A 24,416-nucleotide genomic window follows, 5' to 3' on the forward strand; every position below is an offset into this window, starting at 1 on the left:
CGCTTTCCACGGCATCTACACCTCCCGCAGAACAAAAGCGGAAAGTGTAACCCATGTGTCCGGTACGAACTGTCACCTATGTCTCGGGTCGCTCATCTTGCGAAAGCAAGGCACCCAAAACCCCGGCTTCCGAAAGGACGTCGGGGTTTTTCTTGTTCGCGGCGAACCGAAGGATCGCGGCTAAGTCGCCCCGCAGCACGATCGCCAGCTCTTCCGCGTCGGGCACGAGCGTCACCTGGTCGACCAGCGTCCGGAAAACTTCCGCAGCCTCGGCCTTACCGTCCTCGTTCTGCAGGCTCTCATAGAGCGCGCCGATCCGCTGGCGGTAGATCTCCGCCATGTTCGGATGCAGTATCGCAGGTGCCCTTATTCCGTGACGTGGCGCAGCCCAGCAGATCTTTCGAGATCATCGTATAACCCACATCACTCGGCGCGACGTCGCCCGGGTCTTCGGAGATGACCTCGCCGGCGAGCGTGGCACAGTGGAGATGGTCGAACGCTATTTCCCTCTCTCCACGCCCATTGAAGATTTCCTCGGAAGCAGCGGTCGCAGCCTGCGCGATCAGATCGATCGGCACATGGATCGCAATCCCGGCGATTGGTCGGTGGAATATCTATTCGGCGAAATCGGCGCACTGGGCTGCTCCAGAGCCCGGTTCGGGGCGTTGCTCGAAGAAGCTGTTCACCCCCTCTCTCGGTCGGGAGAGGAGCAGTTGCAGACGGTCGCTGCCCTCAACAAAGTCCTTGCGCGCGATGGATATGAGCTGGCGCAGGAAAGCGAACTTTCGGGTCACCCGATCTCCGGCTTGCGCCCCCTCGTGCGCGGAGTCGGTGGTCGGCCCAAGAACTTGATCTTCGCCTCGCGCGGACCCAAGCCGGAGATCGGCTTTGCTGACGCCATCAACAACGACATCGTCATTCTTTCCGGCGAGGAGAGCTGCTTGGTCTACGACCGGCCGATCAGTTCAAACGGCCTGCTCTGGTCTGAGCTCGTCGCTTGGTGGAGCGGCGTCACCCCTGGGGCCAATGCAGCAAATCTCGGTGCGCGCCTTCAAGAATCTCTGGCTTCAGACGCGGAGCGCAAGCTCTTCGCCACGTATTTCAAGGCCTATCGATCCGTCCTCGGCGAGGCGCTGCCCGCGCTCCTTCCGCAGGTCTATCTTCACTATGACCCCGCTGTCGTGAAAACCCTGCGCCATCGCCTCCCTCTTCCGCGCCAGCGCATGGATTTTTTGCTGCTCCTCCCCGGGCGCCAACGCATCGTGCTTGAGGTGGACGGAAAGCATCACTTCTCGGAGAATGAGCATCCGTCGTTGAAGGTCTATGCTGACATGGTCTCGGCCGACCGCGAGTTGCGCCTGGCCGGATATGAGGTTTACCGTTTCGGAGCGAACGAGCTGGTCGGCGACGGCGCCGAATCGAGGATCACCGATTTCTTGGAGAAGCTCTTTCGATTGCATCGCGTAGGGCGCTGACCACGCCTCGAAGGGGTCAAATACTCGTTGCATGTCGGAAAATCAGACATTATACTAGCTGCAGGTCCTAGAAAGACACAGCGATGGTAACCGCTACGCTCGCCCCGCCGCCCGTCAAGATTGCGCCGTTCCCCTTGGCCGCCGTCGAGGCAAAACTGCGGGACGAATTGATCGAGGCCGTGAAGATCGAGGCATCGATTAGAGGCATGACCTTGCCAGCGGCACCGGCAGACATCGCCAAAGCATCCGTTCACGTTGACTCGTTGGTGGTCGTTGTAATCCTATGCGCAGTTGAACCGATCGTCGGGTTCGAACTGTCTGAGAGCGTCGTCCGCGCAGGTGGATATACTTCGGTCGACAGCGCACTCGGCCAGCTACTGCCCCGTTTGGAGAAAGAGTGGACGAAGAAGAAAGGAGCGAAATCATGACCGAACTCGCAGTTCATCAGGATGACGATGACGAAGCGCGCCGGCTCCTGGGCGATCGGCTACGTGAAGCTCGCAAATATCTCGGCCTCAAGCAGGAAGAAGTCGCAACCTATTTGAAGATTCCACGAACGGCGCTCACGGATATCGAGAACGGTCAGCGCCGCGTCGAGGCGATCGAACTCGCCCGGCTTGCTAAGCTGTACCGACAGCCGGTGGGCTATTTCACGGGGGAAGACGCTGCAGCGAGCCTGCCAATCGATGTGGCCCACCTGGCGCGCAAGGCGGCCGACCTGTCGGAGCAGGACCGTACCGAGCTCGGACGTTTCGCCGAATACCTGCGCGCTCGGTCGCGCGCCGCGGGAGGCTAGTCGATGGTGGCCGCGGATTATCCGAGCGCGGTACGTGCCGGCACGATGGCCGCGGCCCGGCTGCATCAGCAGCTTGGCCTGCGTCAGCAGATCGAGGAAGCCGGCGGCAACGTCGATGTCTTCGCGGCCATCCATGCCTTGGATTTGCCCCTGCTCGTGCGGCCCCTGCAAGGGCTCCTCGGTGCTTATCTGAACGATCCTGGGCCCGGTGTCCTCGTTACGACGCAGCGTCCGATGAGCATTCAACGGTTCACTGCGGCCCATGAGCTCGGTCACTTCCGCCTGCAGCATCAGCCCAGTCTCGATGACGAAAGCATTCTGCGACGGATGCCGCTGCAGGCGCAGCCGACCGGTGACTTTCAGGAGGTTGAGGCCGACGCGTTCGCGGTCGAGTTCATGATGCCGCGCTGGCTCGTCGCTTGGCATGCGGCTCGCCAGGGCTGGACCGTTCCCGATTTTCGGCGACCGAGTGCGGTCTACCAGCTCTCGTTGCGGATCGGCGCGAGTTATGAGGCGACTTGCTGGACGCTTGCCCGCCACAGGCTCATCCAGGCGGCGCAGGCCCGGGAGCTTCTTCAGACCCAACCGCGTGAGATGAAAGTCGCCCTGCTTGAGGCCTACCAACCGCAAGACTACCGCGGCGATGTCTGGCTGCTCACCGGGCGCGACGCAGGAGCGCGCATCGACGGCAGCCGCAACGATCTGTTTGCTCTCCGGCTCGAAGAACACAGCGGCGGAGGCTATCTCTGGGACATCGATCAGCTCAAGGTGAGCGGGTTCGCCGTCGTTCGCGATGACCTTCAGGCGATTGACGCCGACGGCGTCGGCGGTCCAGTCATCAGGCGCGTGACGGCAACCCCACCGGACACCTATCGCGGTCGGCTCGCAATCGACGAACGTCGACCATGGGATCCCGATCCGCCGCTTGCGACCCTTGCCGTGGACGTCGACCTCACCGGTCCTGAGCAAGAGGGGCTTTCGCGCGCCGAACGGCGGAGGCTGCTTGAGGCGGCATGAGCGACGTTACGATTTCGGCCGATCTGCGGGCTTTTTTCGGCGCTGCCCGCAATCAAGGGGCGCGCCCTACCTGCCTTGCCTTCGCGGCGAGCGATGCACATGCTGCTCTACGTGAGGGATGGGCGCCGTTGTCCTGCGAGTATGCCTTCTTTCAAGCACAGCGGCGTGCCGGCCGAATGCCGAACACCGGCGCACTCTTGTCCTCGATGCTGGAGGCGCTCGGTAAGGACGGGCAACCCGAAGAGAGCGGCTGGCCCTATCTATCGGCAACGCCCGCAGATGCAGCGTCATGGGCGCCGCCGCGCGAGATTGGCAAGCTGTACGGCCGTAACGGTGCAACCGCCACCCACTCGATCGACCGCGTCATCCAGGAATTGGATCAGGGGCGTCCTGTGATCGTCCTGACGATGCTGTCGCGTGCCTTCTATCAACCAAACCCTCAGAGTGTCGTCGATCCGGCGCCGGGCGAGCAACCGGAGCCCGACCGACGTCATGCCGTCGTTGCCGTCGGCCACGGGAAGGTCGACGGCCAGCGTGCCGTCTTGGTGCGCAATAGTTGGGGGCCGAGCTGGGGCGATGCAGGCTACGGCTGGCTCACGGAGCGGTTCCTTGGCCCACGTATCTATGCGGCCGCAACCTTGTTGGAGGAGGTCGATGTACCTGCCGATCCCATCGCAGCCTGACTGCGTGAGCGCCTGGCGCGAAGCCGTGCGCGCCGTCGACGATCGACCGGGCCACTCGGCCTACAATGTCATCATCGATATCGCGGATCCGGTCGCTCATGCGACGCTGGCGAACCCCCGTGTTGCGGTCGTCGACGAGTTCTTGTCTGACTGCGAGAAGTCGGTGGAGACGGTGGCGAACACCATTTTTCCCGCCGGCCTTTATCGCCGCTATGGCGCACCTGCCTTCTTCGATATTTTCCGCGACAATGTTCTGAAGAAGGTTCGGCGAAGCGAACGCTGGTCCGGTTACTATTTCGAGCGCATGATCCAATATCCGGTGACCGAGGGTGACGCGCCCAATCAGCTCTGGGATATCATCGGACGCCTGAAAAACGAGGACGTGCGGGCCCTAAACAAGTTCGAACTGTCGCTATTCGATCCGGTCAGGGACGTCGATAATTCGCCTTATGGCGGACAGTGCCTCAGTTTCATAAGCTTTAAGGTCATGCCTGGCACGGAAAAGACGCTGACCTTGACTGCGATGTATCGCAATCACTTCTACATCGAAAAGCTGCTCGGCAACCTGATTGGTCTCGGCCGCCTGATGGACTTTGTCGCTCACGAGGCCGGCCTCAAGATCGGCGCGCTCACGGTCATTTCCACTCATGCCGAAATCGACCAACCTCGGCGCAACGGAAAGCCCGCCAGCCGGTCCGACATTACCGCGATGATCGCGAAGTTCGATCAGGCAGCAGCCCCTCTCGCGGCTTGAGGGCCGGAGAAGGGAATCTCGAGCGTCTGTCGGTCGCCATTGCCGGCTGCCAGACCGTAGATTCGATTGACGCCCGTGATGAACTCGGTCTGGCCGCCATAACTTGGATGGCGGACGATCTCGACTGTTATATCGAGGCCGTTTAGCGCCATGCCGGCATCGCGGCCGATTGCCACGATCCGGCGCGGCTTGATCATCGCAATGAGAGCCGTGAGCAATGGCCATGTAGCTTCGCGCTCGGCCCTGGTGTGGCAGCGATTCGAGAAGGGGTCATCGGCCTCATGCGGATGGAGAGGAAATATATTCCACAACACGGCGGGCTCGCCGATTCGAGTTAGCACGCTCCAGACGATGGCGGCGGTCCGCTCCGCGACCACCGGACCTCTTGTTGCACGATCCAGCACTATGCCGCCCATCAACGCCGCCGCCTGACCCAAATGTACCTCGTCCGTCAGCGGCACGCCTGTTCTGCGGCCGCCGCGATAGCCCAGATCGCGGGCGATCCAGATCGTGTCTACGTGCGCAGTCATGGCCGCATCCAGGCAGCGGACAAGATTCCGCCGCCGAACGTACGCGGCATCTGCTCGATCATGAGTCGGGCAACAATCGGCATAGGGGTTGAACACCGAAGGTAGGTGCGTTTCGGCGAGGGCTTTGGCAAAGGACTTCGGCGTTTTCAAAGTAGTGTCTCGATTCTGAGGCGACGGTTATTCGTATCGATGTGGAGACGCCCGCGCCGATGCTCGCGCAGGAAGCGGAAAGCGGCATAGCCTTGCAAAATCGCATCTTCCCAAAGCCACATCGGAATTTGCTCGGCTTCATACCCGCCGACGAACTGGCGGACATGCTTGAGCATGTCGAACGGCAGCTCACCAACCTTGACGTCGGCGAAGAAATTTAGAGCCACGGCTTGCCCAAATATCCATGTCGCCACGCCTTCTTCGATCAGCGTGGCGCGTGCTCCATCCTGTGCCTCGTCGATCTTGGGATCACTCTTGCGCTTGAGCCGGAAGAGAGAGCGGATGACAGGTGACCAAGTCAAGACCGCCACGTAGGCGTAGTGAAAAACGTCGTGAAAGCGGTAGTCATCGGCCGTCATGGCGTTGTCGGTCAGACGATCGCCAATGTTCAGGCCGTTGCAGCGCTGAAAAACGTAAGTCTGGCCGCGAACTTTGCGTTCGAACACGTCAACGTAGAGGTCGCGGGGCAATTTTTCTTCAGCTTCCGCGGACTCGTCAAGCGGTGCTGGGTAGATGCGTTCGCGAGGCCACCGATCGAAGATCTTGCCCAAATTCTTGACCGCCGCCGCCTCGAGCGTCACGCCCGCCTCGTTCGCGGCCTGAATTAAGGTTCGCATGATCGCGACAAGGCGCCCCGCCAAAGCCGCTTGGTTATTCGTCAGGCGCCCAGCTTCGTGGTCGGTCATCAGCAAGCCGACTTCGCCCGCGAGCTGGAGCAGTGTCTTCTCGAACGCCGTCGTCGGCTCCGCCCGGCGAGTCATTATCGGGGGTTGGAGGGAAGCGAATGAAAGTGGGCCATCAGGCGTACGCTGCCAGTCCGCATATCCCCGATTTAGATTTGCAGCGATATCGCCGAGAGACAGCCCGCCGCGCGTGGCAACCGCCGTGAGATACCAAAGCACGTCTCCCAATTCCTCGACGACCGCACCTGCATAGCCGAGATACGAGGCTCGATCTCGCTGCTTCTTTTTGACCTCGCTGAGCAGGCTGCCGGTCTCGCCAAACAGGCCGAGCATCGGAAACGTGAGCGAGCCGCTGTCGCTTCGCTGATCGGTGGTCAACGCCTGCGAGACATAGTCCTGAATAGTAAGCGGGGTGAACTCGTCCGTCATGCTGGCCGCTTCTTTCGACGGTCGGAGATTGCTTCGTCGGGGACGGTCACGCCATACGCCTTCAGCGCACGAAGGACGACGACCCGGATCGGCTCGCGCGTCTCCGCAGCCCGAATGCCGAGGTGATGCTTCGTGACCGACGGCACCTGGATCTGGAGGTATTCATCGTTGTCATCGGGTGATTGCGCGCCGGCCGCCTTCATGAAATCACGATATCATGAGTTTCATGAAACCGCTATGGCGAAGTCTGATGGCCGCGGGACAAAGTTGCTCTTGTGCCAATTTATGTCATTTGCTATCATATGACATCAAATGATGGTGGATTATGGCTCCTCTCGAAGAAAATTGGCTCTCGCTGGAGGAAACCGCCACCTACATCGGTGTCGGCAAAACCGTGCTCTATGGGATGGCTCGGGAGGGCACCATTCCTGCCCGTAAAGTCGGGAAGAAGTGGACCTTTGAGAAAGCAGGCCTGGACGCATGGATGCGCGGGCATCGTCCCGTGCAATCGTTCTTCACTGACATCGAATTCAAGATCGAGGGCAATGACGAGCTCCGCGATCCGCAGCGTGAGGGGTACCTACGCACCTACGAATTTTTTCGGGCCGGGAAGAACAAAGCTATTCTGCAGATTCCGGTTGGCTGTGGTAAAACGGGTCTCGCATCGTTGCTGCCACTCGGCCTTGCGGAAGGCCGCGTCCTTATCATCGCGCCCAACCTGACTATCAAGCAGGGTCTCTACGAGGCGATGGATGTCACCAATCGCCAGAAGTGCTTCTGGCGAAAAGCGGCTGTACTCACCGCCGATCAGATGATCTCCGGACCCCTGGCGACTACGCTTGATACCGGCAATATCACCGTCGCCACCCGGTCGCATGTAGTCATCACGAACGTGCAGCAGCTTGCCACGGATCTCGACAAGTGGCTGAACCAGTTCCCCGACAATTTCTTCGACATGATTATCGTCGATGAGGCGCATCACAGCGCTGCGGCCAGTTGGCAGCGTGTGATCGAGCGGTTCCCCCAAGCGAAGGTGATCCTGCTCACCGCAACGCCGTTCCGCAGCGATCGGCAGGAACTCGACGGCGAGCTGGTGTATCGCTACCCGTTCCGGAACGCGACCCTCAAAGGTTACATCAAGCGCCTGAAGTCGACCTATGTCGCCCCGTCGACAATTGAGCTTGGCTTCGCTGACGAGCGCGGCCGCGCCTATACGCTCGACGAGGTCATAAAGCTCAAAGATGAAGACTGGTTCAGCCGTGGGGTCGCGCTGGCCTCGGTGTGCAATCAGCATATCGTCGACACCAGCCTCGAGCGCCTTGAGCAGCTACGCCAAACCGGCACGCAGCATCAGCTCATCGCCGTGGCCTGCTCCATCAACCATGCTCGGCAAATTAGCTCGCTCTATCGTGAGCGCGGTTTCACAGCCGAGGTCATTCACAGCAAACAACGGGAAGATGAACAGGCAGGTATCCTCGCCGCCCTTCGCAACGGCACCCTCGATTGCATCATCCAGGTTCAGATGCTCGGCGAAGGTTTCGACCATCCCAAACTCAGCGTTGCGGCGATCTTCCGACCGTTCAGGTCGCTTGGTCCATACCTTCAGTTTGTGGGCCGGATCATGCGTGTGGTGGTCCAGAATAGCTCGGGTCATCCCGATAATCTCGGGCACATCGTGACGCACCTTGGCATGAACCTCGACGCCCGATTTCAGGAATTCAAGGATTTTGAGAACGACGATAAGGCGTTCTGGGACAAGGTCATTGGCGGCGAGGAACCGGAACCGCCGCAGGCTGTACTCGACGGCATGACGCGCTTGCGTGCCGGCGATCTGGTCGTCGTCCACGATGAAATTGTCGACGCCCTGTGGGAAGAAGACTTCACCAGCCACGAAGACCAGCAAATCGTTGACGACCTGCGCGAGCGGTTCAAGCTTCTCGGCCTCGACGATAGCAAAGTCGAGGAGATGGTACGGATGGCCCAGAAGGCCTCGGTCCGTAAGCTATCGCCGACAGCGCCCTTTGCGGTTCAGCCGCAGCGCGAATGGGAAGAGGCACGCAAGCGGTTAAACGAAGAGGCCAAGCGTCTTGCGACTGTGGTTCTCAATCATGTCGAGCTGACGCCTGCCGGAACCGAGCTGATTTACAAGTACAGGTCGCTAAAACTGAGTGGGCGATCGAACTTCATCGCCGCACTGACCATGGTGAATCACGAAATCAACAAGCGCCTGGGCAAGGACCGTCAGGCCGCCTCGATCGAGGAATTTCGGTCGGTCCTGGACAATCTCGAAGACCTTCTTCAGGCGTTGGCCAAGCGGGTTCGAAAGGCAAAGGCGAACCATGACAAAGAAAACCCCTAAGGGGCGAGTGCCATCGCTGATTGGCGGGACCAATGGGCGGCCCGTGCGCGTGGAAGTTCAACGCCGCTCGGAATGCTATCGCTGCGACGACGAGATTGTCGCTGGAATCTCCTGCATTGCCATTCCGGAGCTTGGAGGCGCCTTCGCCAACAAGCGTCGAGTGTGCGACGCCTGCTACCAGGCAATTCTGAAGCAGACTTCGGACGATTTGGAGGAACTGCGCCGGCTGTAAAAGGGATAACGATGGGCGACGGCTACAATTTCCAGCAACTCAAAAAGCACATTCTTCCGCTCAGCAACGCAGCCGCATGGGAGGTGGCCGTCAAGGAGTGGAGCCTGGTCGGCATTCATGAGGCCGATGAGCCGGTGACCTGTCCGTGTGGGCATTTCCCGATTATTGAAATCTGCTCGATCCACAACCGGGCCACCGGCCACGCGACCGAGGTCGGCAATATCTGCGTGAAGCGGTTTCTCGGGTTACGATCCGACCTGATTTTCACCGCCATCAAGCGGATACGGAAAGACCCAGACAAGAGCCTGAACGCCGACGCGATCGCTTTTTTTCACGAACGCCGCGTGCTCAATGAGTGGGAATCCAATTTCTGCCAGAACACGATGCGCCTTCGGAGCCTGACCTCAGCACAGCTAGGTAAGCGCCGGGACATCAATCAAAGAGTTCTCACAGCCATTGGAAAGCGCGGATTTCAGGGACCGCAGTAGCGAGCACCTGAGGGGGAAAGCCTTCCCCTGCGTCCGAGCCTGAGGTCTCGGCCGACCCCTTCTGCGGGCAGAACCCCGCAACGCGCCTATCAGAGTGAGAGGGCGGACGGGCTTCGCCGTGACGGGTTGAAGAACGGAGGAGAGGCCTCCGGCGCCTGTCGTGGAGATGACCCATGACCCAAGTCGAAGTTCTGAGCGCTGGCCACAACCACGTCGGCGGCTACAAGGTGGACGTGACCCGCGGGACGCGCGTCGGCCGAGTATCGTCGGAATGGTTCTCGCGGCCAGCGGACGAGCGCTACCTATCCCTGTCGGACCTCTATGCCGCGGTGCGTGGACGGACCGAGCGAAGCCGGACCCGAACGGTCGAGAGCGCTGCGATCCGGGTTGAGGCCAGCCGATCGCACCGACCCACTGGAGTTTCGGCCAACTCGCCGGCCTCGTCGGAGCGCCGGCGGCTTACCTCCGTCAGCTTCCGGCACCGCTGGCCGGCATCAATCTGCAATACGGCTTGACCTCGCATTCCGTCGAGCAGGTGAAGACGCTCGAGATCGAAGACGGTCGCGTCGAGCTTCGCGCCGTTACGGGCCCCGAATACGGGCGTATCTTCGACGACGAACTCGTCGCGGCCGTTCAGCGCATCGCCGGCAACGGCACGGGGGATACACGCTGGAAGGTCCCGGGCGTGCTCGACTGGTCGACCGGGGTCTATAATCCGCGCGTCGACATCAGCCAGGATACGACGACCCTCTACGCTTCCGACCGCGACGTCTTCCTGTTCCTGGTCGACGACCTCAACCCGATCGAGGCCGGCCGATTGGCATAGCCGACAAGTGCTGCGATCTCACGTCCGTGAAGCCGAGGCGACGTCATTCCGGGACGACGTTAAAGGAGGGATACGGCCGTCGAAAAGCGGCAAGCACTCGATCGCGCGCTCGGTCCATCTCGCGAGCTGCTGCGCCCGTGAGCATGAAGGTTGGGCAGGTGGGATTGCCGCAGCCGCAGGGCCTGATTTCGCCGGAGGACAGCCAAGCAGTTTGGGATCGCGATCAGCACCGCAATCGGTTGGATGCAGCGGGTCGAGGAGACCGGCAGCGTTGAGCCTGGCCAGATGGGCGGTCATAAGCCGAAGGCGGTTTCAGGAGACCACGCGGTTTGGCTGTCGCAACGGATCAAGGACGGCGATTTCACCATACGGGGCTCGTTGCCGAGCTTGCCGGACGCGGCCTGAAGGTCGACTACCACTCTGTGTGGGATTTCGTGCATGCCGAGAAGCTCAGCTTCAAAAAAAAGCGTGGCGGCTGGGCGAACGCGATCGACCCGACGTGGCGCGGCGGCGCCTCCAATGGACAAAGTATCAACGTCGCGTCGAAGCTGAGCGGCTGGTCTTCATCGACGAGACCTGGACCAGAACCGATATGGCGCCTTTGCGGGGATGGGCTCCGCGCGGGCACAGGCTTCCTGCCACGATTCCCCACGGCCGCTGGAAGACCATGACCTTCCTGGCGGCCCTGCGCCATGACCGGATTGATGCGCCATGGTTCATCGAGGGCCCGATCGATGGCGTGAGCTTTCGCACCTATGTCGAGAAGGTTCTCCTGCCGACCCTTCGTCCTGGCGATATCGTCGTCCTGGATAACCTTGGCAGCCACAGGAGCAAAGCCGTTCGCCAACTCATCCGCTCGGTCGGCGCCAAACTCTTCTTCCTGCCCAAATACTCGCCCGACCTGAACCCAATCGAACAGGTCTTTGCCAAGCTCAAGCATCTGCTCCGCAAAGCTGCCGCGCGAACCGTCGACGCAGTCTGCGCTGCAATCGGCCGCGCACTCGATGCCTTCACCCCCGAAGAATGCGCCAACTACCTCAAAAATTCAGGCTATCGAACTTAATGCCATCACGCTTTAGCTGCTGGTGATCAAGCTTCTCTGAATGGATTACACCATTCCTTGCGCTGCTTCAGCGTCTCCTCAATTCAGCCCGGCGTCGACCATAAATGCTTCAATGAGGTGGGATGCGCACCATCGTTGTTGGCCAGGATTGATTCGCGCCGAGTTCGATGAACTCGATGCGCCGGGCGAGAATGGCTTGGCGAATGTTGAGGACCTAAGCCCCATATCGGCCGATCGACAAACTTCTGCAAAGCGCGATTCATCGCGGATGAACCCACGGCGTTTCGGGCATTGGTCGTTTTCCCCTTTGGATCTGTCGCGAGGCTCTCGACCGTGGAGAGGCTTGCCGAGCAGCTCGTGCGTTGCCCCCCGATTTCTCGATCGATGGCGGACGCAATACGTATTTTAAAACCGAGTAGGACTCAAGTGTTACGTTCATGCCTAATAAAATGCAATTTTAGGTAATAACCCTATCCGCAAGACCAACCTTTTATTGGTTGGTTCCATGAATTGGCCCGCTCCCGGGACTAATTCATGCCGTGCCTTGTTCGCGGAAAAATTGGGCCTCAAGGCGGGGCGTGAAGGTCTTCTTATGCCCTTCCACTTCATGACATGTGACGGCGGACCAAGTTCTAAAATCAATTGATCTTTAGATTGCTCTACAGCTATGTTGCAACTTATGAGGACGCGAGCATATCAGTCTTCCCTTCGGCCGCGAGATGGAAGGAACGGCAGATTGGTTGCTCGCGCCCTCGTGATGATCGGGGTCGAAGAAGACGTACTCTGAGGTCATAAAACAAGCTACCGGACGTCCCGCGAAGCGCAGTGAGATGGCCGTGAGGGCGTTCGAGTTGAGCTCTGAAGCGGAGCAAGAGGTGGGTAGATGTCAATGAATCGAATTTGCGTTTTAGTGGAGCGAACTGGGGGGGCAGGATCGAATACCGAGATGCAGCCGCGGCGTTAGGGCAGTTCGTTGCTCAAAGCGGGATCGTTCTCGTTTATGGTGGCACGGCCAACGGTCTGATGGGGGCCGCAGCTGACGCGGCACTCGCAGCCGGTGGTGAGGTGATTGGGGTGGTGCCACGTCCGATTGCGGAGATCGACCGCGTGCACAACCGCCTCTCTGAAATCAAGGTGGTTGATACGCTCGGAGTGTCCTCTTCCAGGTCCAAGCCGATGGCGAGGATTTCCGGCAGGTTCGTCACGGCCGCAGCATAACAATTGGCAGTATGTGCGATAGTTCCCTTGACGCCAGGCGGCCAGTTGGGCGAGCGGTCGGAACTGGCCAACACACCTCGCCCGCAACTATCGAGCCAACCTGATCCTTACCGGCAGAGAAGGTCTACCTGAACCGGCGACCTGGGAGCAACTCCTCGCGGAGCGCGATCGTGGGATTCCCTTTGATGTCCACTCCCGCAGTTCAAAAGAGTGACGCGTGCGCTCGAAAGAGGTGAGCGGAAGACCGACACGCTCCCCAACGTGATCATTCTCGCTCTCCAAGAAGGTCGCCAAGAAGATCGACCGCGGCGTCATTACTTTGGATGCTTCCGACATGCCGCGCCTGATCTGCCGTCACGCTGCATGAGTGAAGATCGAATGAGCCATCATATAGTCGAATTTTCGCGAAAACTTCGTAAGCGTGAAATCATCGTCGTGCACGAAGGTAGGACTTTTACGCGTCGCAAGCTGCTGACCAAAATGAGCTTGCAGTCCGTCTTGCGTCGCCCATGCATTCGGCTCCAGGCCGAAGTTTGCGTAAGACAGCTTTTCGACTGAAAACATGTCTCCACTAGTCTTACTGCGTCACAAATTTTCGATAGTTGCTTTGACTTGAGATTGCCCTGATGCAGCAAGGGCATCGAGATAGTGTGGAGACGAGAGCCGCGCTAAATCTTCTTCGGACGGTCGCAATCGAATTTGCAACGTGCCGTTCAGGCCGCAATGGCGGATCCTCTCGGCCGATAATTTTCGGGAATAGCAGCGTTCTTGAAGATTTTGGTGGGACCTGCTTCTGAGGGGGAAAACGTTTCTCGCTCTGAGATCAGGAATCCATAAGCGGCGATGCACAGTGTTGCGTGATGGTGAAAGCCGCGCCAACCCCGCCCCTCGAAGTGACCAAGGCCCGATCTCCTGTTTGAGGTCGTGGTAGTCGCGCTCGATGCGCCAGCGCAGCTTGACCATATCGACGAACTGACGAAATCCAATGTTGGAGGGAAGCGTTGAAAGCCAATATTTGGTCGGAGCTTCCTCGCCCTCTGGCCACTCGATCAGAAGCCACTCTTCCGGCCGGCTTTCGGCAAGCCAGTAATCTCGATGTGCCGGACGGACGCGCACACGGGCAAAACGTGAAGACAACCGTTCTGCCGTACCCTCACGCCACGTGATCTTATGCCAAGCATGCGCTGGCAGACCGATCGCAAGCTTCTTGGCCGAAATCGGACGGTGCTTGCTATCACGCTGTAGCAGTTTTGGAGGTCGTCCGTTCCCCGACCACTTCTTTGGCAGACGCGGTCCGGTTCCTAGCGCCCATACTGAGGTTTGTGGCAAGATGCCGGCCACATAGCTCAGGCCCAGCTCGGCAATACTCCCAGGCAGAGCGGTGTCGGTGCCATAGCCGGCGTCCATCAGTACCACGCCGCGCGGCAAGCCCATCGCACAGGCCCAGCGCAAATGATCAAGTGCAATTGCCGGCTTCGTCTTGAAGATGATCTCCCTGGGGACTCCGGCTTTGCGCCGGCGTGTACGATCCGTCACCCACTCCCTTGGTAGATAGAGCCGATAGGCCACCGGCAAACTCGCATGATGGTCCGCAAGCGAAAGCGTCACGGCAACCTGACAATTGTCTTGCTTGCCCAGCTGACCGCAATATTGCCGTGCAACCCCGACCGAATGCCGCCCCTTCTTGGGAAAGTCCGTATCATCGATGATCCAAGCCTCGATCTCTCCGTGGCGTTCGATGCTGGGCAGCACTGACTCACGGACCTTGGCCAAAACCTGCTGATCCGACCAGTCGCCTTGACCGACACAATGCAACAACGCTTGATGCTGCGCTGCAGTCCGCTCAGGAGCCGTCATCGCCGCCATCGGCTCAACACTCTTCCGATCGCACGGCATCATCAGCCCAGTGCAGTAGTCGCGAAGCGGTTTGGCCCGTCCCGCATGTCCGATGACGCTTGCAAGACCCTCAATATAGGCCGAAAATCGCGACGCTACGTCTCCCGATCTTGTCAGACCCATCTCAGCTTCCTCGTGCTGAAAAGTGAGTCTTCTCAAATATATGATTCCTGTCGACAAAGGCCGCGACACTCTGACTCAGTAAGACTAGCAGTTTGCTGAAAAACCATGAAGTGGAGAGGTTTCTTATTCTGGCCGGTCATTGTAGGGGCGGCGCGGTGGAGTTGGATATAATTTGCTGGTCTGGTTTTGGGTGTCCCCTGACGCGGGGTGGCTAAGCGGCAAGGAGTTTGGGGATGCGGATCAGGTTATAGGCGATCAGATTGAGCATGAAGTCGGCGACGCGGCCGATGCCGCGATGTTTGGTCTTGCGCATGGTCCCGTGCTGCTTGCCCCAACCAAAGATGCACTCGACGATCGCCCGTCGCGATTGCGACATGCCGTACCCCGGATGCCGCGTGGTTCGTTCGTCGATGGCGCTGTTGCGGGTCTTTCCGGTTTTGGTGACGGCCTGGTTCTGCGTCACATCTGGTGTCACGTTGATGGCGCGAAGATTGGCGACATGATCGGCGGTATCGTAGGCCTTGTCCTCACCGACCGTGATGCGGCCACCGGCAGCTTTGCTCTTGGCTTTAAGCATGATCTCCGAGGCGCGACGCTCGGCGGTGCCGTTGGCGTGCGTGACCATGCCGGCCACCGCCAGCCCATTCCGGTTCTCCATGGTGGCGTGGCCCATATAGCAAAGCTTGGCCTCCCGCCCGGCCGCCTTGCGATAAAGCCTGCTGTCAGCGTCGCTGGTACTCGCATGGGTGTCATTCTTGCGCTTCTGGCCGTGGAAGTTGGCGCCGTCATCGTCGTCACCGAGCACAGGCAGTTCGGTCGAATTTACGGTGCGCTCAATCACGTCAACGAGTTGGCTCCGCGAGGCTTCGTTAGTGCTGCGATAGCCAAGCGATCTGTGATATTTCCTGGCATTTGAGCGCGGCGGGAAGCGCGGCATAGACGGCAGGGGCACTGCCGGTCGCGATTGCTGCCACACCAGGTCTTCGACTCGCGGTCCGTCGCATGACGGACCGCGAGTAGTTGTTAGATGCACGTCATATCAAACAGTTTCGGACAAGTCCGGCGCAAGCTCCTCGACCAACGTTGCCACGTGGCACCAGTGGTGGCGGGTGCCTTTCGGTAGGAACCTCGGGTGAGCGTTGATATTTCCAGCTATGCGAAGGTAAATCGTTGGATTCTCTTGCTTCGGATGCGAACGCAGAGACCGACGCGGTAAGAAGCCAAGCTACTGCCGCAAGGGTGCGGATCATGGGTCTTTCTCCATTCTTGAGGCACGAGGTGCCTTGTTAGTCTTTCATCGTATCGATCGTGCGTTATTTTGGATTTTATGTGCGCATGAAAAAACCCTGTTTCAGTGAACGTCGCGAGAGGCGGAGCATAAGTTATGCCAAATGCAGTGAAGGCTTAAATTTCAATCGATAGCAATTTTTCGTAGCTTGCGGCTAGGCGGTGCCGTGCATTTTTGTCGAACTCCTTACAGGAATTTGTAGAGAACCGGTCGAGTTCCTTCATCTAACCCGTCCTGTGCGTGAGAGTGCGGTTTTTGGTCGGATTGATGCGGCCGCACATCTCCTCTGACGAGGCGCACAGGACTGCCTTCGGCTTTTCACGCCTGACGACCCGTGCTTTTGCAACGCGCTTGAGGGATGGGTTGGGCGAACGGGGGCGCACGCCCCGCCGGTCAAGGACCGAGCGGCAGCAGCGCGCCTGGCAAGCAGCGGATCAGGTCGGCTTCGGGACATGCCGCGGCGAACGCAAGGCGAATGCGGCTCGTGGTCTCGACGACACGGGCAGCGATTTTCAGGAGACGAAGACGCAGCGTCGCGAACTCGGCTGTGGCCAATTCCCGGACTTTGGGAATGGCGTCGCGCACGGTCAGCATCAGCCAATAAGCGGCCGTATGGAGCACGAGACGGACCTGGTTGGCGAGCGCCGAACGGCAACTGGTGCGATCGGAAGCAAGCTGCGTCTTATGCAGCTTGATCAGATTCTCAGCTTGGCCGCGCGCGCAATACAGGCTGTCGTAGATCCACTCGGCCGAGCCAACATCGAGGCTGGTGACGACGAAGCGGATGTCGAGACCGAGCATCGTCGCCTCTATACGGGCGACGGTGCGCCGTTCGCGATCCCAGGACTTTGCCTTGTGGCGCGTCTCGGTATAGCCGCGCAGAACAGGCAGGTTCTCGATGGCGCGTCGCGTGCGGATGACGTCAGCGACCTCGTCGACTTTTCTGGCGAGAGGCTTGGTACCGGACAGACCGAAGATGTAGTCGATGCCGTTGTTCTCACACCACGTCATCGCCTCCGGCCGAGCATAGTGCCCGTCGCCACGGAACGTAATTCGCGTCTTGTGCCATCGCGTGCGGATGTGCCGTACCAGGCGTCGAAGATGGGCACGCACCTCGACGCCGCCTTGCCGGGCCGCAGGACAACCGCCACGGGCCGGCTCGTCTCCGTGTCGTAGACGTGGATCGGCAGGAAGCAGCGTTCGTCATAATGCGCGTTGAACAGCGAGAGCTGCTGGTGGCCGTGGACGACATCGCAGGTGTCGTCGATGTCCAGGGTGATGGATGCGGGCTCGCACGGATAGCTATCCATCCATGCGTCGACCAAGGTGTAGGTCGGGCGGATCACGTCGCGCAGTCGCGGCGAATTCTCCAGCCGCGACAGCGTCGGTTGGGAACACAAATCCCGGCCGGTGTCCGGCAGGCGACCGCAGGCGAGCTTGAACGCCGGATCGGACCGCAGATGATCGAGGTCGTCGGCGTCCTCGTAGCCGCAGCAGATCGCGAACATGCGAGCGCGGAACATATCGACAAGGCTGTGCACGACCCGCGTCGGATCGCGCCGATCCGGGAACGCCCGGGCCAAATTGTCGGCCAAACCGAGACGCCGCTCGGCCATCGCCAGAAGCATCACGCCCCCATTCGAGGTCAGGCGCCCACCATCGAAGGCAGCTGTGACTTCCTTGGCGTGAACGGCTGGAAACGAGAATGGCAGAATCGTATCATCGGTCATGGCGGGCGTGGTGTTCGCGGCTGAAGGTGATGGGGTTGGCTTCGCAACCGAACCCTACGCCGCATCAGCGCTTTACACCACGCTCGCCAGCCTCTCAGGCGCCCTCTGGCGAATAAGACGGGCTTGCCACATTCGCCTTGCGTTCACCGCGGCATGTCCCGAAGCCGACCTGATCCGCTGCTTGCCAGGCGCGCTGCTGCCGCTTGGTCCTTGACCCGAGGGGCGTGCGCCCCCATTCGCCCAACCCATCCCTCAAGCGCGTTACAAAGTACCGGTCGTCAGGCGGCAAAAAGCCGAAGGCAATCCTGTGCGCCTCGTCAGATGAGATGTGCGGCCGCATCAATCGGGCGAAAAAGCCGCACTCTCACGAATAGGACGGGCTAGCGCTCCATCTCGCCCATAAGGATTTCATCTGAAACGTATCGTGGATTGGAAATGAGAGTCCGCATTTCCGCATTCTTGTCCCCGTCCGTAAACCGGAAGCCCTTCTTGTAGAAAAATTGTGAAGCTCCCTCATCTTGAGAGAGAAGGGATAGATTGGAAAGGCCCGCGGACTCCCTAATATGATCCGCGACTTCGATCATAGCCGTCCCAACCCCTTTGTACCTCGACCGGCCGAGATTCTCTATGGTGAAAATTCGCAAACTGTCGCGCCCCGGCGCCACGGTCATAGCCCCCACCCTATTGCGTTGACTGGCATCAGAAAACAAAGAAACACTTTGGGCGTTGCCAATATTGCTACTTTCTCTGTGTAGCCTGACTGACTCACCGCTCCTCTTGTCAACAGCGAAAGACGCTGGTCCTTCAGCAGCTAAAGCGGCCGTAAAAGCAATGCTATCTGCGCCAGAAGTGCCGGCCAGCGCATCGCGCTGCTGGTCCACACTTTGCCCGTAGGAGGGCATGTTGTTGTAATTGGTTCTCATCACAACGAGTTACTATTTGGACGAGCTGACAGAAAGCTGACAAAGCCGACGTTTCTTGCGAATGCGCAGGCGCAGCCTGACACGCTCGCTTTGATCGTCCAAAGCAGTATTCAGCGTTCTAGCCCGTCTATTCGTAAGAGTGCGGTTTTTGGTCGGATTGATGCGGCCGCACATCTCCTCTGACGAGGCGCATAGGACTGCCTTCGGCTTTCACCGCCTGACGACCCGTACTTTGCAACGCGCTTGCTTGAGGGATGGGTAGGGCGAACGGGGGCGCACGCCCCGCCGGCCAAGGACCGAGCGGCAGCAGCGCGCCTGGCAAACAGCGGATCAGGTCGGCTTCGGGACATGCCGCGGCGAACGCAAGGCGAATGCGGCTCGTGGTCTCGACGACACGGGCAGCGATTTTCAGGAGACGAAGACGCAGCGTCGCGAACTCGGCTGTGGCCAATTCCCGGACTTTGACGATGCCCGCATCGAAGCCGTGATCGTGAGGACGTTGGAGAGTTGCCCCGAGAACGCCACCCATTGGAGTTCCCGCGACATGGCGAAGGCCAGCGACCTGTCGGTGTCGACGGTGCAACGCATCTGGCGGGCCTTCGGGCTCCAGCCGCACCGGATGGAGACGTTCAAGCTCTCGACCGATCCAAACTTCGTGGCCAAGGTGCGCGACGTTGTGGGCCTCTACGTCTCACCGCCGGAGCACGCCATCGTTCTATGTGTGGATGAGAAGTCCCAAATCCAGGCGCTGGACCGCAGTCAGCCGATGCTGCCGATGCGTCCCGGCCAGCCGGCCCGAAGAAGCCATGACTACACAGGCACGGCACCACATCGCTGTTCGCCGCCCTCGACATTGCGAGTGGACGGGTCATCGCCAAGTGCTATGGACGCCACCGTGCTGCTGAGTTCCGCAAGTTCCTCGACGAGATCGAAGCTGCCGTGCCGCGTGAACTCGACGTTCATCTCGTCATGGACAATTACGCTACGCACAAGACCCCAATGATCCGGAGATGGCTGGCTAAACGGCCGCGTTGGCACGTGCACCTGACCCCGACCAGTTCGTCATGGCTCAACCAGGTCGAGCGTTTCTTCGCGCTCCTCACCGACAAGAAGATCAGGCGCGGCAACTATCGAAGCGTCGCCGCTCTCAGGGCTGACATCACTTCGTTCATCGAACGACACAACGCCAATCCAAAACCGTTCCGATGGACTAAGTCCGCCGATGACATCCTTGCTTCCATCGAACGCTTCTGCCGATACAATGCCCCCGCAAAACACGACCCAATGTCGCGAACTTCTGGTTCAGGACACTAGGCGGTTATCGTCAAGGCGGTACATGAAGGGGTGTCCACGGAAGCCGCCGCGCAGTCGGCGGACGTGAAGAAGCCTGCGATGGCGGAGGCCGCCGAGCGGTTGCCGGCCGACAGGGTTTGGTTGCCGCAGGTATTGCGTCTACCACATCGGACGCCGGCATCACACGGCGCATGATTTTAGACTGAGCAAGGGGCCAGGCCGCGCACGCGGCCTTAAATTCCCAAGGTTCAGCGCCTACCATCGCGTCCGCAAATCTTTCGTCGAATGCGCCACGGCCGGATTGACTTCCCTGCCTACGCGCAGCAAGTTACAACCTTTACGGGCAGCATCGAGCCTGCCTAATGTATTGAACAGTTTTACATTCGTTCGGGACGTGGGACCGGGGGGCCTCACCTTGCGTACAATTTTGCTTGCTACTGCCTCGGGGCTAATTGTTTTTGCATGCGCCGCCAGTGGCTGCGTGCAAATCCCGCGCCGAGATGGAATCGCTGCCGTGGACGTCAATGCTGTCGTCAAACGGATTAAGTGCGACCTTAACAGGGCTGTTCTGGATAAGGCGTACACCCTCTTTCCGGAAGAAAAGCTACCCGAACGGCGGCAGCCCTTCCTCTTTTTGCGCTCGTGGGCCGCCAAGATTCGACTGACGGTCGCCATCGACGATAGCTTCCAGATCAATCCGGGGGCCTCGTATACGCAGCCACTCCGTACGGTGAACAACGTCGCCCAAACCTTCACGATCGGCGCGGGAGGTGGCTTGACGACGCAAGCGATCAGGCAGGAGGACGTAGAGTTTCTTATGTCCTTTAAGGATCTCGATGCGGAGAACGACAGCGGACGTTTGAAAACCGGGCTCTACGACTTCTGTCATCCGGAGCCCGGATTGCTGCTTGAGAGCGACCTGGGTCTAGACCGTCTCGTTGACGCGGCTCTTAAGCCCGTCGAGACCGGCGTCTTGCGACCAGGCAACAATTTTGGACCGGGCGCGTCGCCGCCTCCTGCCATTCCCAAACTGGACCTCCCGACAATCGTTGCCGAACGGCGAAAGGTCGATCCGAAAGCCATACCTGAGGATTCCATACGAACGATTGCGGCCCAGTCCGAAAAGATGAGGCAATTCTCAACTCAGCTCATTCAGAAATTCAACATTCCTGACCTGGCGGATAAGACCACCCAGGAACTGAAGGAGACACCGTCGCCGAAGAATGAAAGCGCGGAACGGATCAAACAGATTCTTGCGAACTCGGCCGAAGCCACCCGCATCGAGACGAAGACGCAGGCCATCATAAACAATGTGGTGAAGCCTCGTTACAGTATTGCGCAGGGAGCGCTCGACGGATCGTGTCTAAAGCCGGTCGCTGAAGCGCAATTTGAGGCCATTGCACAATCAGCCAACGTTTCGACGTTCGTAATCAACATCGACAAAGCAGCCGAACTCGCTTCCGACCGGCCGACTGCCGCACCGCCATCCAAAGCCGACGAGGAAAGATTGAAAGAAGCCGCAGAGCAATCCGCGGCTGATCTTAAAAAATTGATCGAGGCCCGCGACAAGGTCATCGTCGCCACCAATACGATGAGAGATGCCATGCTCACCTGTTTGGTCGAGACCAAGAAGATTCAAGAGGCAAAGAAGAGAGAAGGCCCGGCGGTCTTCGATCCGGTGTCAACCATAAGTGAAACAGTCAATTTCTATATAACACTGACGGGAGGCGTCACACCGACCTGGAAATTGGTGCGGGTGACCGCACCCACCTCCGGAAATTTCCTTTCAGGCACGCGCAAGGATACAAATACTCTGATCCTAAGTATGGGGCGCCCCACCCCTGGGTCCAGCGCCGGACCTACGTCCGCCATTGACCAACAGATTCTCTATTCGATCCTCGGACAGGCGATCCCGGCATCGAGGCCGTAGAACCATTTCGCTCGTGCTGGCTTACCATCGCGACGGAGAGCGTCGTGGATAGCCACGATGGCCAGCATCGCAGCGATAGCGCCGATAGGTGAACCTTGTTCACGGACGACTGCTTACTTGGCATGACCCTCTCGCGAGAAGGTGGAAGGACCACCGGGGTCACGCCTGAGTCACAAAACATCCTCGGATGAGTGCCCCGCGAGAACGTCTGATCGTGATCGAAGCGCTGAAACCAACGGCGGACGAGACCGCCACCCGCATGCCAAAGACGGGAGCCCTCGGGCGGAGCCTCCTTGCCTGCCCGCTCGGTCCTGCCGCCCTCGAATTCTCCCGACCAGCCGCGATGGCGCAGCCGATAACAACGGGAGAAACTCAAATGCTCAACGACACCCAAACCGATAAAATCCACAGCCTTAACGACAGTCTCCGGCGCAACCTGTCATTGGCTGTAACGTCCTGCTTACCCCGGGGCATGACCTGCCTCGAACCGGATCGTCTGGCCGAGTTGCTCGAAGCGGTGCGCAGGTTCGACAGCTTCACGCGGGATAACGATCCGCACGGCGAGCACGACTTCGACGCCATTGACGGGAATCCCGAAGGTGCTGCGGGTCGCGCTGGAAGGGACGTAGAAATCTACGGTTGTTTACGCTATAGCCCTCCAACGCCCCAATGAAATCAAGGCGCTGTGTTGCGATTTCGGCAAGCCAGAGTTTTCCGGCATCGTCTATCACGCCAACTATTTGCGCTTCATGGAGCGCGGACGGACCAATCATCTGCGGCTGATGGGCGCCGAGCAGCAGGCATTGTTCGAGCAGGCCGAGGCGGAAGACACAAGCTTCGCCTTCGTGGTGCGCTCGATGCATCTGGATTTCCTCAAGCCTGCCCGGATGGACGACGTGCTCGATGTCGTGACTTGGCCGGTCGCGGTAAAGGGCGCCTCGATCATGCTGGCGCAGGAGGTGCGGCGCGGGGAAAACGTGCTGGTCAAAGCCGAGGTACGCGTCGCCTTCATCAGCGGCGGCCGCGCCCAGCCGATCCCGAAATCGATCCGCGCCTTGATGAAGGCTGATCTGATTTCGTGATCGGGCGATAGCGGGCGGCCCCTCGACTCCCCCGCGCGCGGCGATAGATTGCACTCCCGCCAACCGATGAGGTCCTCATGTCGCGCCCGCCGCTTCCGCCCTTTACCCGTGAGACCGCAGCGCAAAAGGCCCGCATGGCCGAGGATGCCTGGAATTCGCGCGACCCGGTGCGCGTCTCGCTCGCCTATACCGAGGACAGCCGCTGGCGCAATCGCTCCGAAATGTTTCAGGGGCGTGAAGCCATCGTCGCATTCCTCACCCGCAAATGGGAGAAGGAGCACGACTACCGCCTGATCAAGGACCTCTGGGCGTTCGACGAAAACCGCATCGCCGTGCGCTTCCAGTACGAATGGCACGATGCGAGCGGCCAGTGGTATCGCTCCTACGGCAACGAGCAGTGGGAGTTCGACGAGCACGGCCTGATGCGGCGGCGCGAAGCGTCGATCAACGACGTGGTGATTACGGAGAAGGACCGGCGGTTTCACTGGCCGGCACCGGGGCCGAGGCCGGCGGATGTGGCGGGGTTGGGAACCGATCCGTTCTGAGATTTCAAGCCTCATGGTGAGAAGCCGCGAAGCGGCGTCTCGAACCATGCGGGCCCCCGTTGCTGTAGCGGGGCCTCGATCCTTCGAGACGCGCGCAAATGGCGCGCTCCTCAGGATGAGGAGATGGGCCTGCGCGCCAGAAATCTCGTAATCGCCCCACCAAGCTTGGCGTGGTCCATCGGCTCCGCCAGCGACTCCTTCGCCGTGGCAACGACGGCGTCCGGCGCCTTGCCGTCGCGCAGCTCGCAGCACACTTGCGCAAACTCCACGTCGAACTCCGGATGCGGCTGCACGGTGAGCGTCGCGCCGTTGGCGTAGAGCAGGCCGGCGTGCGGGGTGAATTCGGAGGAGAGGATCGTCAGCGCATCGTTGGGCGGCTCGATCACTTGGTCCTGATGCGAGCAGGCGATGGCGACCGCTTCGCCGTCGACGACGCCGTTGTCCGGCAGCACCTGATAGACGTGCCGGCCGATGCCCCAGCCCTTCTCCGACTTGCGTACGGTGCCGCCGAGCGCCTGCGCGATCAGCTGATGACCGAAGCAGATGCCGACCATCGGTGTCCTGCTGGCGTAGGCCGTGCGCACGAAATCTTCCAGCGGCGCGATCCAGTCGAGCCCGTCATAGACGCCGGCGGCGGCGCCGGTGATCAGCACCGCCTCCAAATTGCGCGGATCGGGCAGCGCATCGCCGCTCGGGATGCTAACGATGTCGATCGTGGCTGTCGGATCCTCAGCGCGGACCATGCGCTTGAACATGTCGGGGAACGAACCGTGGCGCTCGCGATATTTCTGTGGGACCTGCCCGGTCTCGATGATAGTGATGCGTGCCATGCGCCCTCTGGTA

The 24,416-nt window shown here is 59.9% G+C and carries 22 protein-coding genes and 6 pseudogenes; 17 read left to right on the forward strand and 11 right to left on the reverse strand.

Going from position 1 to position 24,416, the window contains the following annotated elements:
- Positions 1 to 76: 76 nt before the first annotated feature.
- On the reverse strand, positions 77 to 340 hold the full coding sequence (locus ABIB80_RS07515) for a hypothetical protein (protein WP_354127160.1): 264 nt from the start codon (positions 338 to 340) through the stop codon (positions 77 to 79).
- 82 nt (positions 341 to 422) lie between these two features.
- Between ABIB80_RS07515 and ABIB80_RS07520 the strand changes: the two genes are divergently transcribed.
- From ABIB80_RS07520 to ABIB80_RS07545, 6 genes are all read left to right on the forward strand, one after another.
- The gene (locus ABIB80_RS07520; protein ID WP_354127284.1) at positions 423 to 1,475 is read left to right on the forward strand and encodes an AbiJ-related protein; all 1,053 of its coding nucleotides are present in this window, start codon (positions 423 to 425) and stop codon (positions 1,473 to 1,475) included.
- An 83-nt stretch (positions 1,476 to 1,558) separates the two neighbouring features.
- Complete coding sequence (locus ABIB80_RS07525) at positions 1,559 to 1,903, forward strand: hypothetical protein (protein WP_354127161.1); 345 nt, start codon at positions 1,559 to 1,561, stop codon at positions 1,901 to 1,903.
- A complete protein-coding gene (locus ABIB80_RS07530; RefSeq protein ID WP_354127162.1) occupies positions 1,900 to 2,271 on the forward strand; it encodes a helix-turn-helix domain-containing protein in 372 nt (123 codons plus the stop codon). The genes ABIB80_RS07525 and ABIB80_RS07530 overlap by 4 nt, the downstream gene beginning before the upstream one ends.
- Positions 2,272 to 2,274: 3 nt before the next feature.
- The gene (locus ABIB80_RS07535) at positions 2,275 to 3,288 is read left to right on the forward strand and encodes an ImmA/IrrE family metallo-endopeptidase (RefSeq protein ID WP_354127163.1); all 1,014 of its coding nucleotides are present in this window, start codon (positions 2,275 to 2,277) and stop codon (positions 3,286 to 3,288) included.
- Positions 3,285 to 3,971: a C1 family peptidase gene (locus tag ABIB80_RS07540; RefSeq protein WP_354127164.1), complete on the forward strand. Its 687-nt coding sequence runs from the start codon at positions 3,285 to 3,287 to the stop codon at positions 3,969 to 3,971. Before ABIB80_RS07535 ends, ABIB80_RS07540 begins: the two co-directional genes overlap by 4 nt.
- Positions 3,943 to 4,725: a hypothetical protein gene (locus ABIB80_RS07545; protein WP_354127165.1), complete on the forward strand. Its 783-nt coding sequence runs from the start codon at positions 3,943 to 3,945 to the stop codon at positions 4,723 to 4,725. The genes ABIB80_RS07540 and ABIB80_RS07545 overlap by 29 nt, the downstream gene beginning before the upstream one ends.
- On the opposite strand, the gene ABIB80_RS07550 is transcribed toward ABIB80_RS07545, so the two are convergent.
- Genes ABIB80_RS07550 through ABIB80_RS07560 form a run of 3 tightly spaced genes read right to left on the reverse strand, consistent with a single transcriptional unit; the run spans position 4,698 to position 6,780 of the window.
- On the reverse strand, positions 4,698 to 5,405 hold the full coding sequence (locus ABIB80_RS07550) for a uracil-DNA glycosylase (protein ID WP_354127166.1): 708 nt from the start codon (positions 5,403 to 5,405) through the stop codon (positions 4,698 to 4,700). The two genes, ABIB80_RS07545 and ABIB80_RS07550, sit on opposite strands and share 28 nt — an antisense overlap.
- On the reverse strand, positions 5,402 to 6,577 hold the full coding sequence (locus ABIB80_RS07555) for a nucleoside triphosphate pyrophosphohydrolase family protein (protein WP_354127167.1): 1,176 nt from the start codon (positions 6,575 to 6,577) through the stop codon (positions 5,402 to 5,404). Before ABIB80_RS07555 ends, ABIB80_RS07550 begins: the two co-directional genes overlap by 4 nt.
- On the reverse strand, positions 6,574 to 6,780 hold the full coding sequence (locus ABIB80_RS07560; RefSeq protein ID WP_354127168.1) for a hypothetical protein: 207 nt from the start codon (positions 6,778 to 6,780) through the stop codon (positions 6,574 to 6,576). The genes ABIB80_RS07555 and ABIB80_RS07560 overlap by 4 nt, the downstream gene beginning before the upstream one ends.
- 122 nt (positions 6,781 to 6,902) lie before the next feature.
- On the opposite strand from ABIB80_RS07560, the gene ABIB80_RS07565 reads away from it, so the two are divergent.
- The 6 genes and pseudogenes from ABIB80_RS07565 (at position 6,903) to ABIB80_RS07590 (ending at position 12,763) form a co-directional block, all read left to right on the forward strand.
- Positions 6,903 to 8,936 (forward strand): DEAD/DEAH box helicase family protein, encoded by a 2,034-nt coding sequence (locus ABIB80_RS07565; protein WP_354127169.1) that lies wholly within the window; start codon positions 6,903 to 6,905, stop codon positions 8,934 to 8,936.
- Positions 8,917 to 9,168, forward strand: coding sequence for a hypothetical protein (locus ABIB80_RS07570; RefSeq protein WP_354127170.1), 252 nt, complete (start codon positions 8,917 to 8,919; stop codon positions 9,166 to 9,168). Before ABIB80_RS07565 ends, ABIB80_RS07570 begins: the two co-directional genes overlap by 20 nt.
- Before the next feature lie 11 nt (positions 9,169 to 9,179).
- Positions 9,180 to 9,656, forward strand: coding sequence for a hypothetical protein (locus tag ABIB80_RS07575; RefSeq protein WP_354127171.1), 477 nt, complete (start codon positions 9,180 to 9,182; stop codon positions 9,654 to 9,656).
- Between the two features lie 173 nt (positions 9,657 to 9,829).
- Positions 9,830 to 10,476, forward strand: a pseudogene (locus ABIB80_RS07580) (DUF932 domain-containing protein); the annotation flags it as partial.
- Positions 10,477 to 10,683: 207 nt separating this feature from the next.
- Positions 10,684 to 11,545 (forward strand): annotated as a pseudogene (locus ABIB80_RS07585) (IS630 family transposase); the annotation flags it as partial.
- 900 nt (positions 11,546 to 12,445) lie between these two features.
- On the forward strand, positions 12,446 to 12,763 hold the full coding sequence (locus ABIB80_RS07590; protein WP_354127172.1) for an SLOG cluster 4 domain-containing protein: 318 nt from the start codon (positions 12,446 to 12,448) through the stop codon (positions 12,761 to 12,763).
- 354 nt (positions 12,764 to 13,117) lie between these two features.
- Here the strand turns inward: ABIB80_RS07590 and ABIB80_RS07595 are convergent, their stop codons facing one another.
- The 6 genes and pseudogenes from ABIB80_RS07595 to ABIB80_RS07620 all read right to left on the reverse strand — a co-directional run.
- Positions 13,118 to 13,327, reverse strand: a complete 210-nt coding sequence (locus tag ABIB80_RS07595; RefSeq protein ID WP_354127173.1) for a hypothetical protein — start codon at positions 13,325 to 13,327, stop codon at positions 13,118 to 13,120.
- 149 nt (positions 13,328 to 13,476) lie between these two features.
- Positions 13,477 to 14,782 (reverse strand): annotated as a pseudogene (locus ABIB80_RS07600) (IS701 family transposase).
- Positions 14,783 to 14,993: 211 nt separating this feature from the next.
- On the reverse strand, positions 14,994 to 15,623 hold the full coding sequence (locus ABIB80_RS07605; RefSeq protein WP_354127174.1) for a transposase: 630 nt from the start codon (positions 15,621 to 15,623) through the stop codon (positions 14,994 to 14,996).
- A gap of 840 nt (positions 15,624 to 16,463) precedes the next feature.
- Positions 16,464 to 17,800 (reverse strand): annotated as a pseudogene (locus ABIB80_RS07610) (IS1380 family transposase).
- Between the two features lie 380 nt (positions 17,801 to 18,180).
- Entirely contained in the window at positions 18,181 to 18,723 is a 543-nt protein-coding gene (locus tag ABIB80_RS07615) for a GNAT family N-acetyltransferase (protein WP_354127175.1), read from the reverse strand.
- Between the two features lie 292 nt (positions 18,724 to 19,015).
- A pseudogene (locus ABIB80_RS07620) lies at positions 19,016 to 19,192 on the reverse strand (transposase); the annotation flags it as partial.
- Between the two features lie 15 nt (positions 19,193 to 19,207).
- Here ABIB80_RS07620 and ABIB80_RS07625 point away from each other — a divergent pair.
- From ABIB80_RS07625 to ABIB80_RS07645, 5 genes and pseudogenes are all read left to right on the forward strand, one after another.
- Positions 19,208 to 20,037: pseudogene (locus ABIB80_RS07625) on the forward strand (IS630 family transposase); the annotation flags it as partial.
- Positions 20,038 to 20,530: 493 nt separating this feature from the next.
- Positions 20,531 to 21,946, forward strand: a complete 1,416-nt coding sequence (locus ABIB80_RS07630; RefSeq protein WP_354127176.1) for a hypothetical protein — start codon at positions 20,531 to 20,533, stop codon at positions 21,944 to 21,946.
- 214 nt (positions 21,947 to 22,160) lie between these two features.
- On the forward strand, positions 22,161 to 22,619 hold the full coding sequence (locus ABIB80_RS07635) for a DUF3768 domain-containing protein (protein WP_354127177.1): 459 nt from the start codon (positions 22,161 to 22,163) through the stop codon (positions 22,617 to 22,619).
- Positions 22,597 to 23,028, forward strand: coding sequence for a YbgC/FadM family acyl-CoA thioesterase (locus ABIB80_RS07640; RefSeq protein ID WP_354127285.1), 432 nt, complete (start codon positions 22,597 to 22,599; stop codon positions 23,026 to 23,028). Before ABIB80_RS07635 ends, ABIB80_RS07640 begins: the two co-directional genes overlap by 23 nt.
- Before the next feature lie 77 nt (positions 23,029 to 23,105).
- Entirely contained in the window at positions 23,106 to 23,573 is a 468-nt protein-coding gene (locus ABIB80_RS07645) for a nuclear transport factor 2 family protein (RefSeq protein WP_007596408.1), read from the forward strand.
- A gap of 110 nt (positions 23,574 to 23,683) precedes the next feature.
- Here the strand turns inward: ABIB80_RS07645 and ABIB80_RS07650 are convergent, their stop codons facing one another.
- A complete protein-coding gene (locus tag ABIB80_RS07650; protein ID WP_007596407.1) occupies positions 23,684 to 24,403 on the reverse strand; it encodes a type 1 glutamine amidotransferase in 720 nt (239 codons plus the stop codon).
- Positions 24,404 to 24,416 lie beyond the last annotated feature (13 nt).

Source organism: Bradyrhizobium sp. i1.15.2, assembly GCF_040548425.1.
In the GTDB taxonomy this organism is placed as follows: Bacteria; Pseudomonadota; Alphaproteobacteria; order Rhizobiales; family Xanthobacteraceae; genus Bradyrhizobium; species Bradyrhizobium canariense.

What these genes read in the sequence shown, in the direction of transcription:
- ABIB80_RS07515 (WP_354127160.1), bottom strand. Translation starts at nt 340, where the DNA reads ATGGCGGAGATCTACCGCCAGCGGATCGGCGCGCTCTATGAGAGCCTG.
- ABIB80_RS07525 (WP_354127161.1), top strand. Translation starts at nt 1,559, where the DNA reads ATGGTAACCGCTACGCTCGCCCCGCCGCCCGTCAAGATTGCGCCGTTC.
- ABIB80_RS07530 (WP_354127162.1), top strand. Translation starts at nt 1,900, where the DNA reads ATGACCGAACTCGCAGTTCATCAGGATGACGATGACGAAGCGCGCCGG.
- ABIB80_RS07535 (WP_354127163.1), top strand. Translation starts at nt 2,275, where the DNA reads ATGGTGGCCGCGGATTATCCGAGCGCGGTACGTGCCGGCACGATGGCC.
- ABIB80_RS07540 (WP_354127164.1), top strand. Translation starts at nt 3,285, where the DNA reads ATGAGCGACGTTACGATTTCGGCCGATCTGCGGGCTTTTTTCGGCGCT.
- ABIB80_RS07545 (WP_354127165.1), top strand. Translation starts at nt 3,943, where the DNA reads ATGTACCTGCCGATCCCATCGCAGCCTGACTGCGTGAGCGCCTGGCGC.
- ABIB80_RS07555 (WP_354127167.1), bottom strand. Translation starts at nt 6,577, where the DNA reads ATGACGGACGAGTTCACCCCGCTTACTATTCAGGACTATGTCTCGCAG.
- ABIB80_RS07560 (WP_354127168.1), bottom strand. Translation starts at nt 6,780, where the DNA reads ATGAAGGCGGCCGGCGCGCAATCACCCGATGACAACGATGAATACCTC.
- ABIB80_RS07565 (WP_354127169.1), top strand. Translation starts at nt 6,903, where the DNA reads ATGGCTCCTCTCGAAGAAAATTGGCTCTCGCTGGAGGAAACCGCCACC.
- ABIB80_RS07570 (WP_354127170.1), top strand. Translation starts at nt 8,917, where the DNA reads ATGACAAAGAAAACCCCTAAGGGGCGAGTGCCATCGCTGATTGGCGGG.
- ABIB80_RS07575 (WP_354127171.1), top strand. Translation starts at nt 9,180, where the DNA reads ATGGGCGACGGCTACAATTTCCAGCAACTCAAAAAGCACATTCTTCCG.
- ABIB80_RS07595 (WP_354127173.1), bottom strand. Translation starts at nt 13,327, where the DNA reads ATGTTTTCAGTCGAAAAGCTGTCTTACGCAAACTTCGGCCTGGAGCCG.
- ABIB80_RS07615 (WP_354127175.1), bottom strand. Translation starts at nt 18,723, where the DNA reads ATGAGAACCAATTACAACAACATGCCCTCCTACGGGCAAAGTGTGGAC.
- ABIB80_RS07645 (WP_007596408.1), top strand. Translation starts at nt 23,106, where the DNA reads ATGTCGCGCCCGCCGCTTCCGCCCTTTACCCGTGAGACCGCAGCGCAA.
- ABIB80_RS07650 (WP_007596407.1), bottom strand. Translation starts at nt 24,403, where the DNA reads ATGGCACGCATCACTATCATCGAGACCGGGCAGGTCCCACAGAAATAT.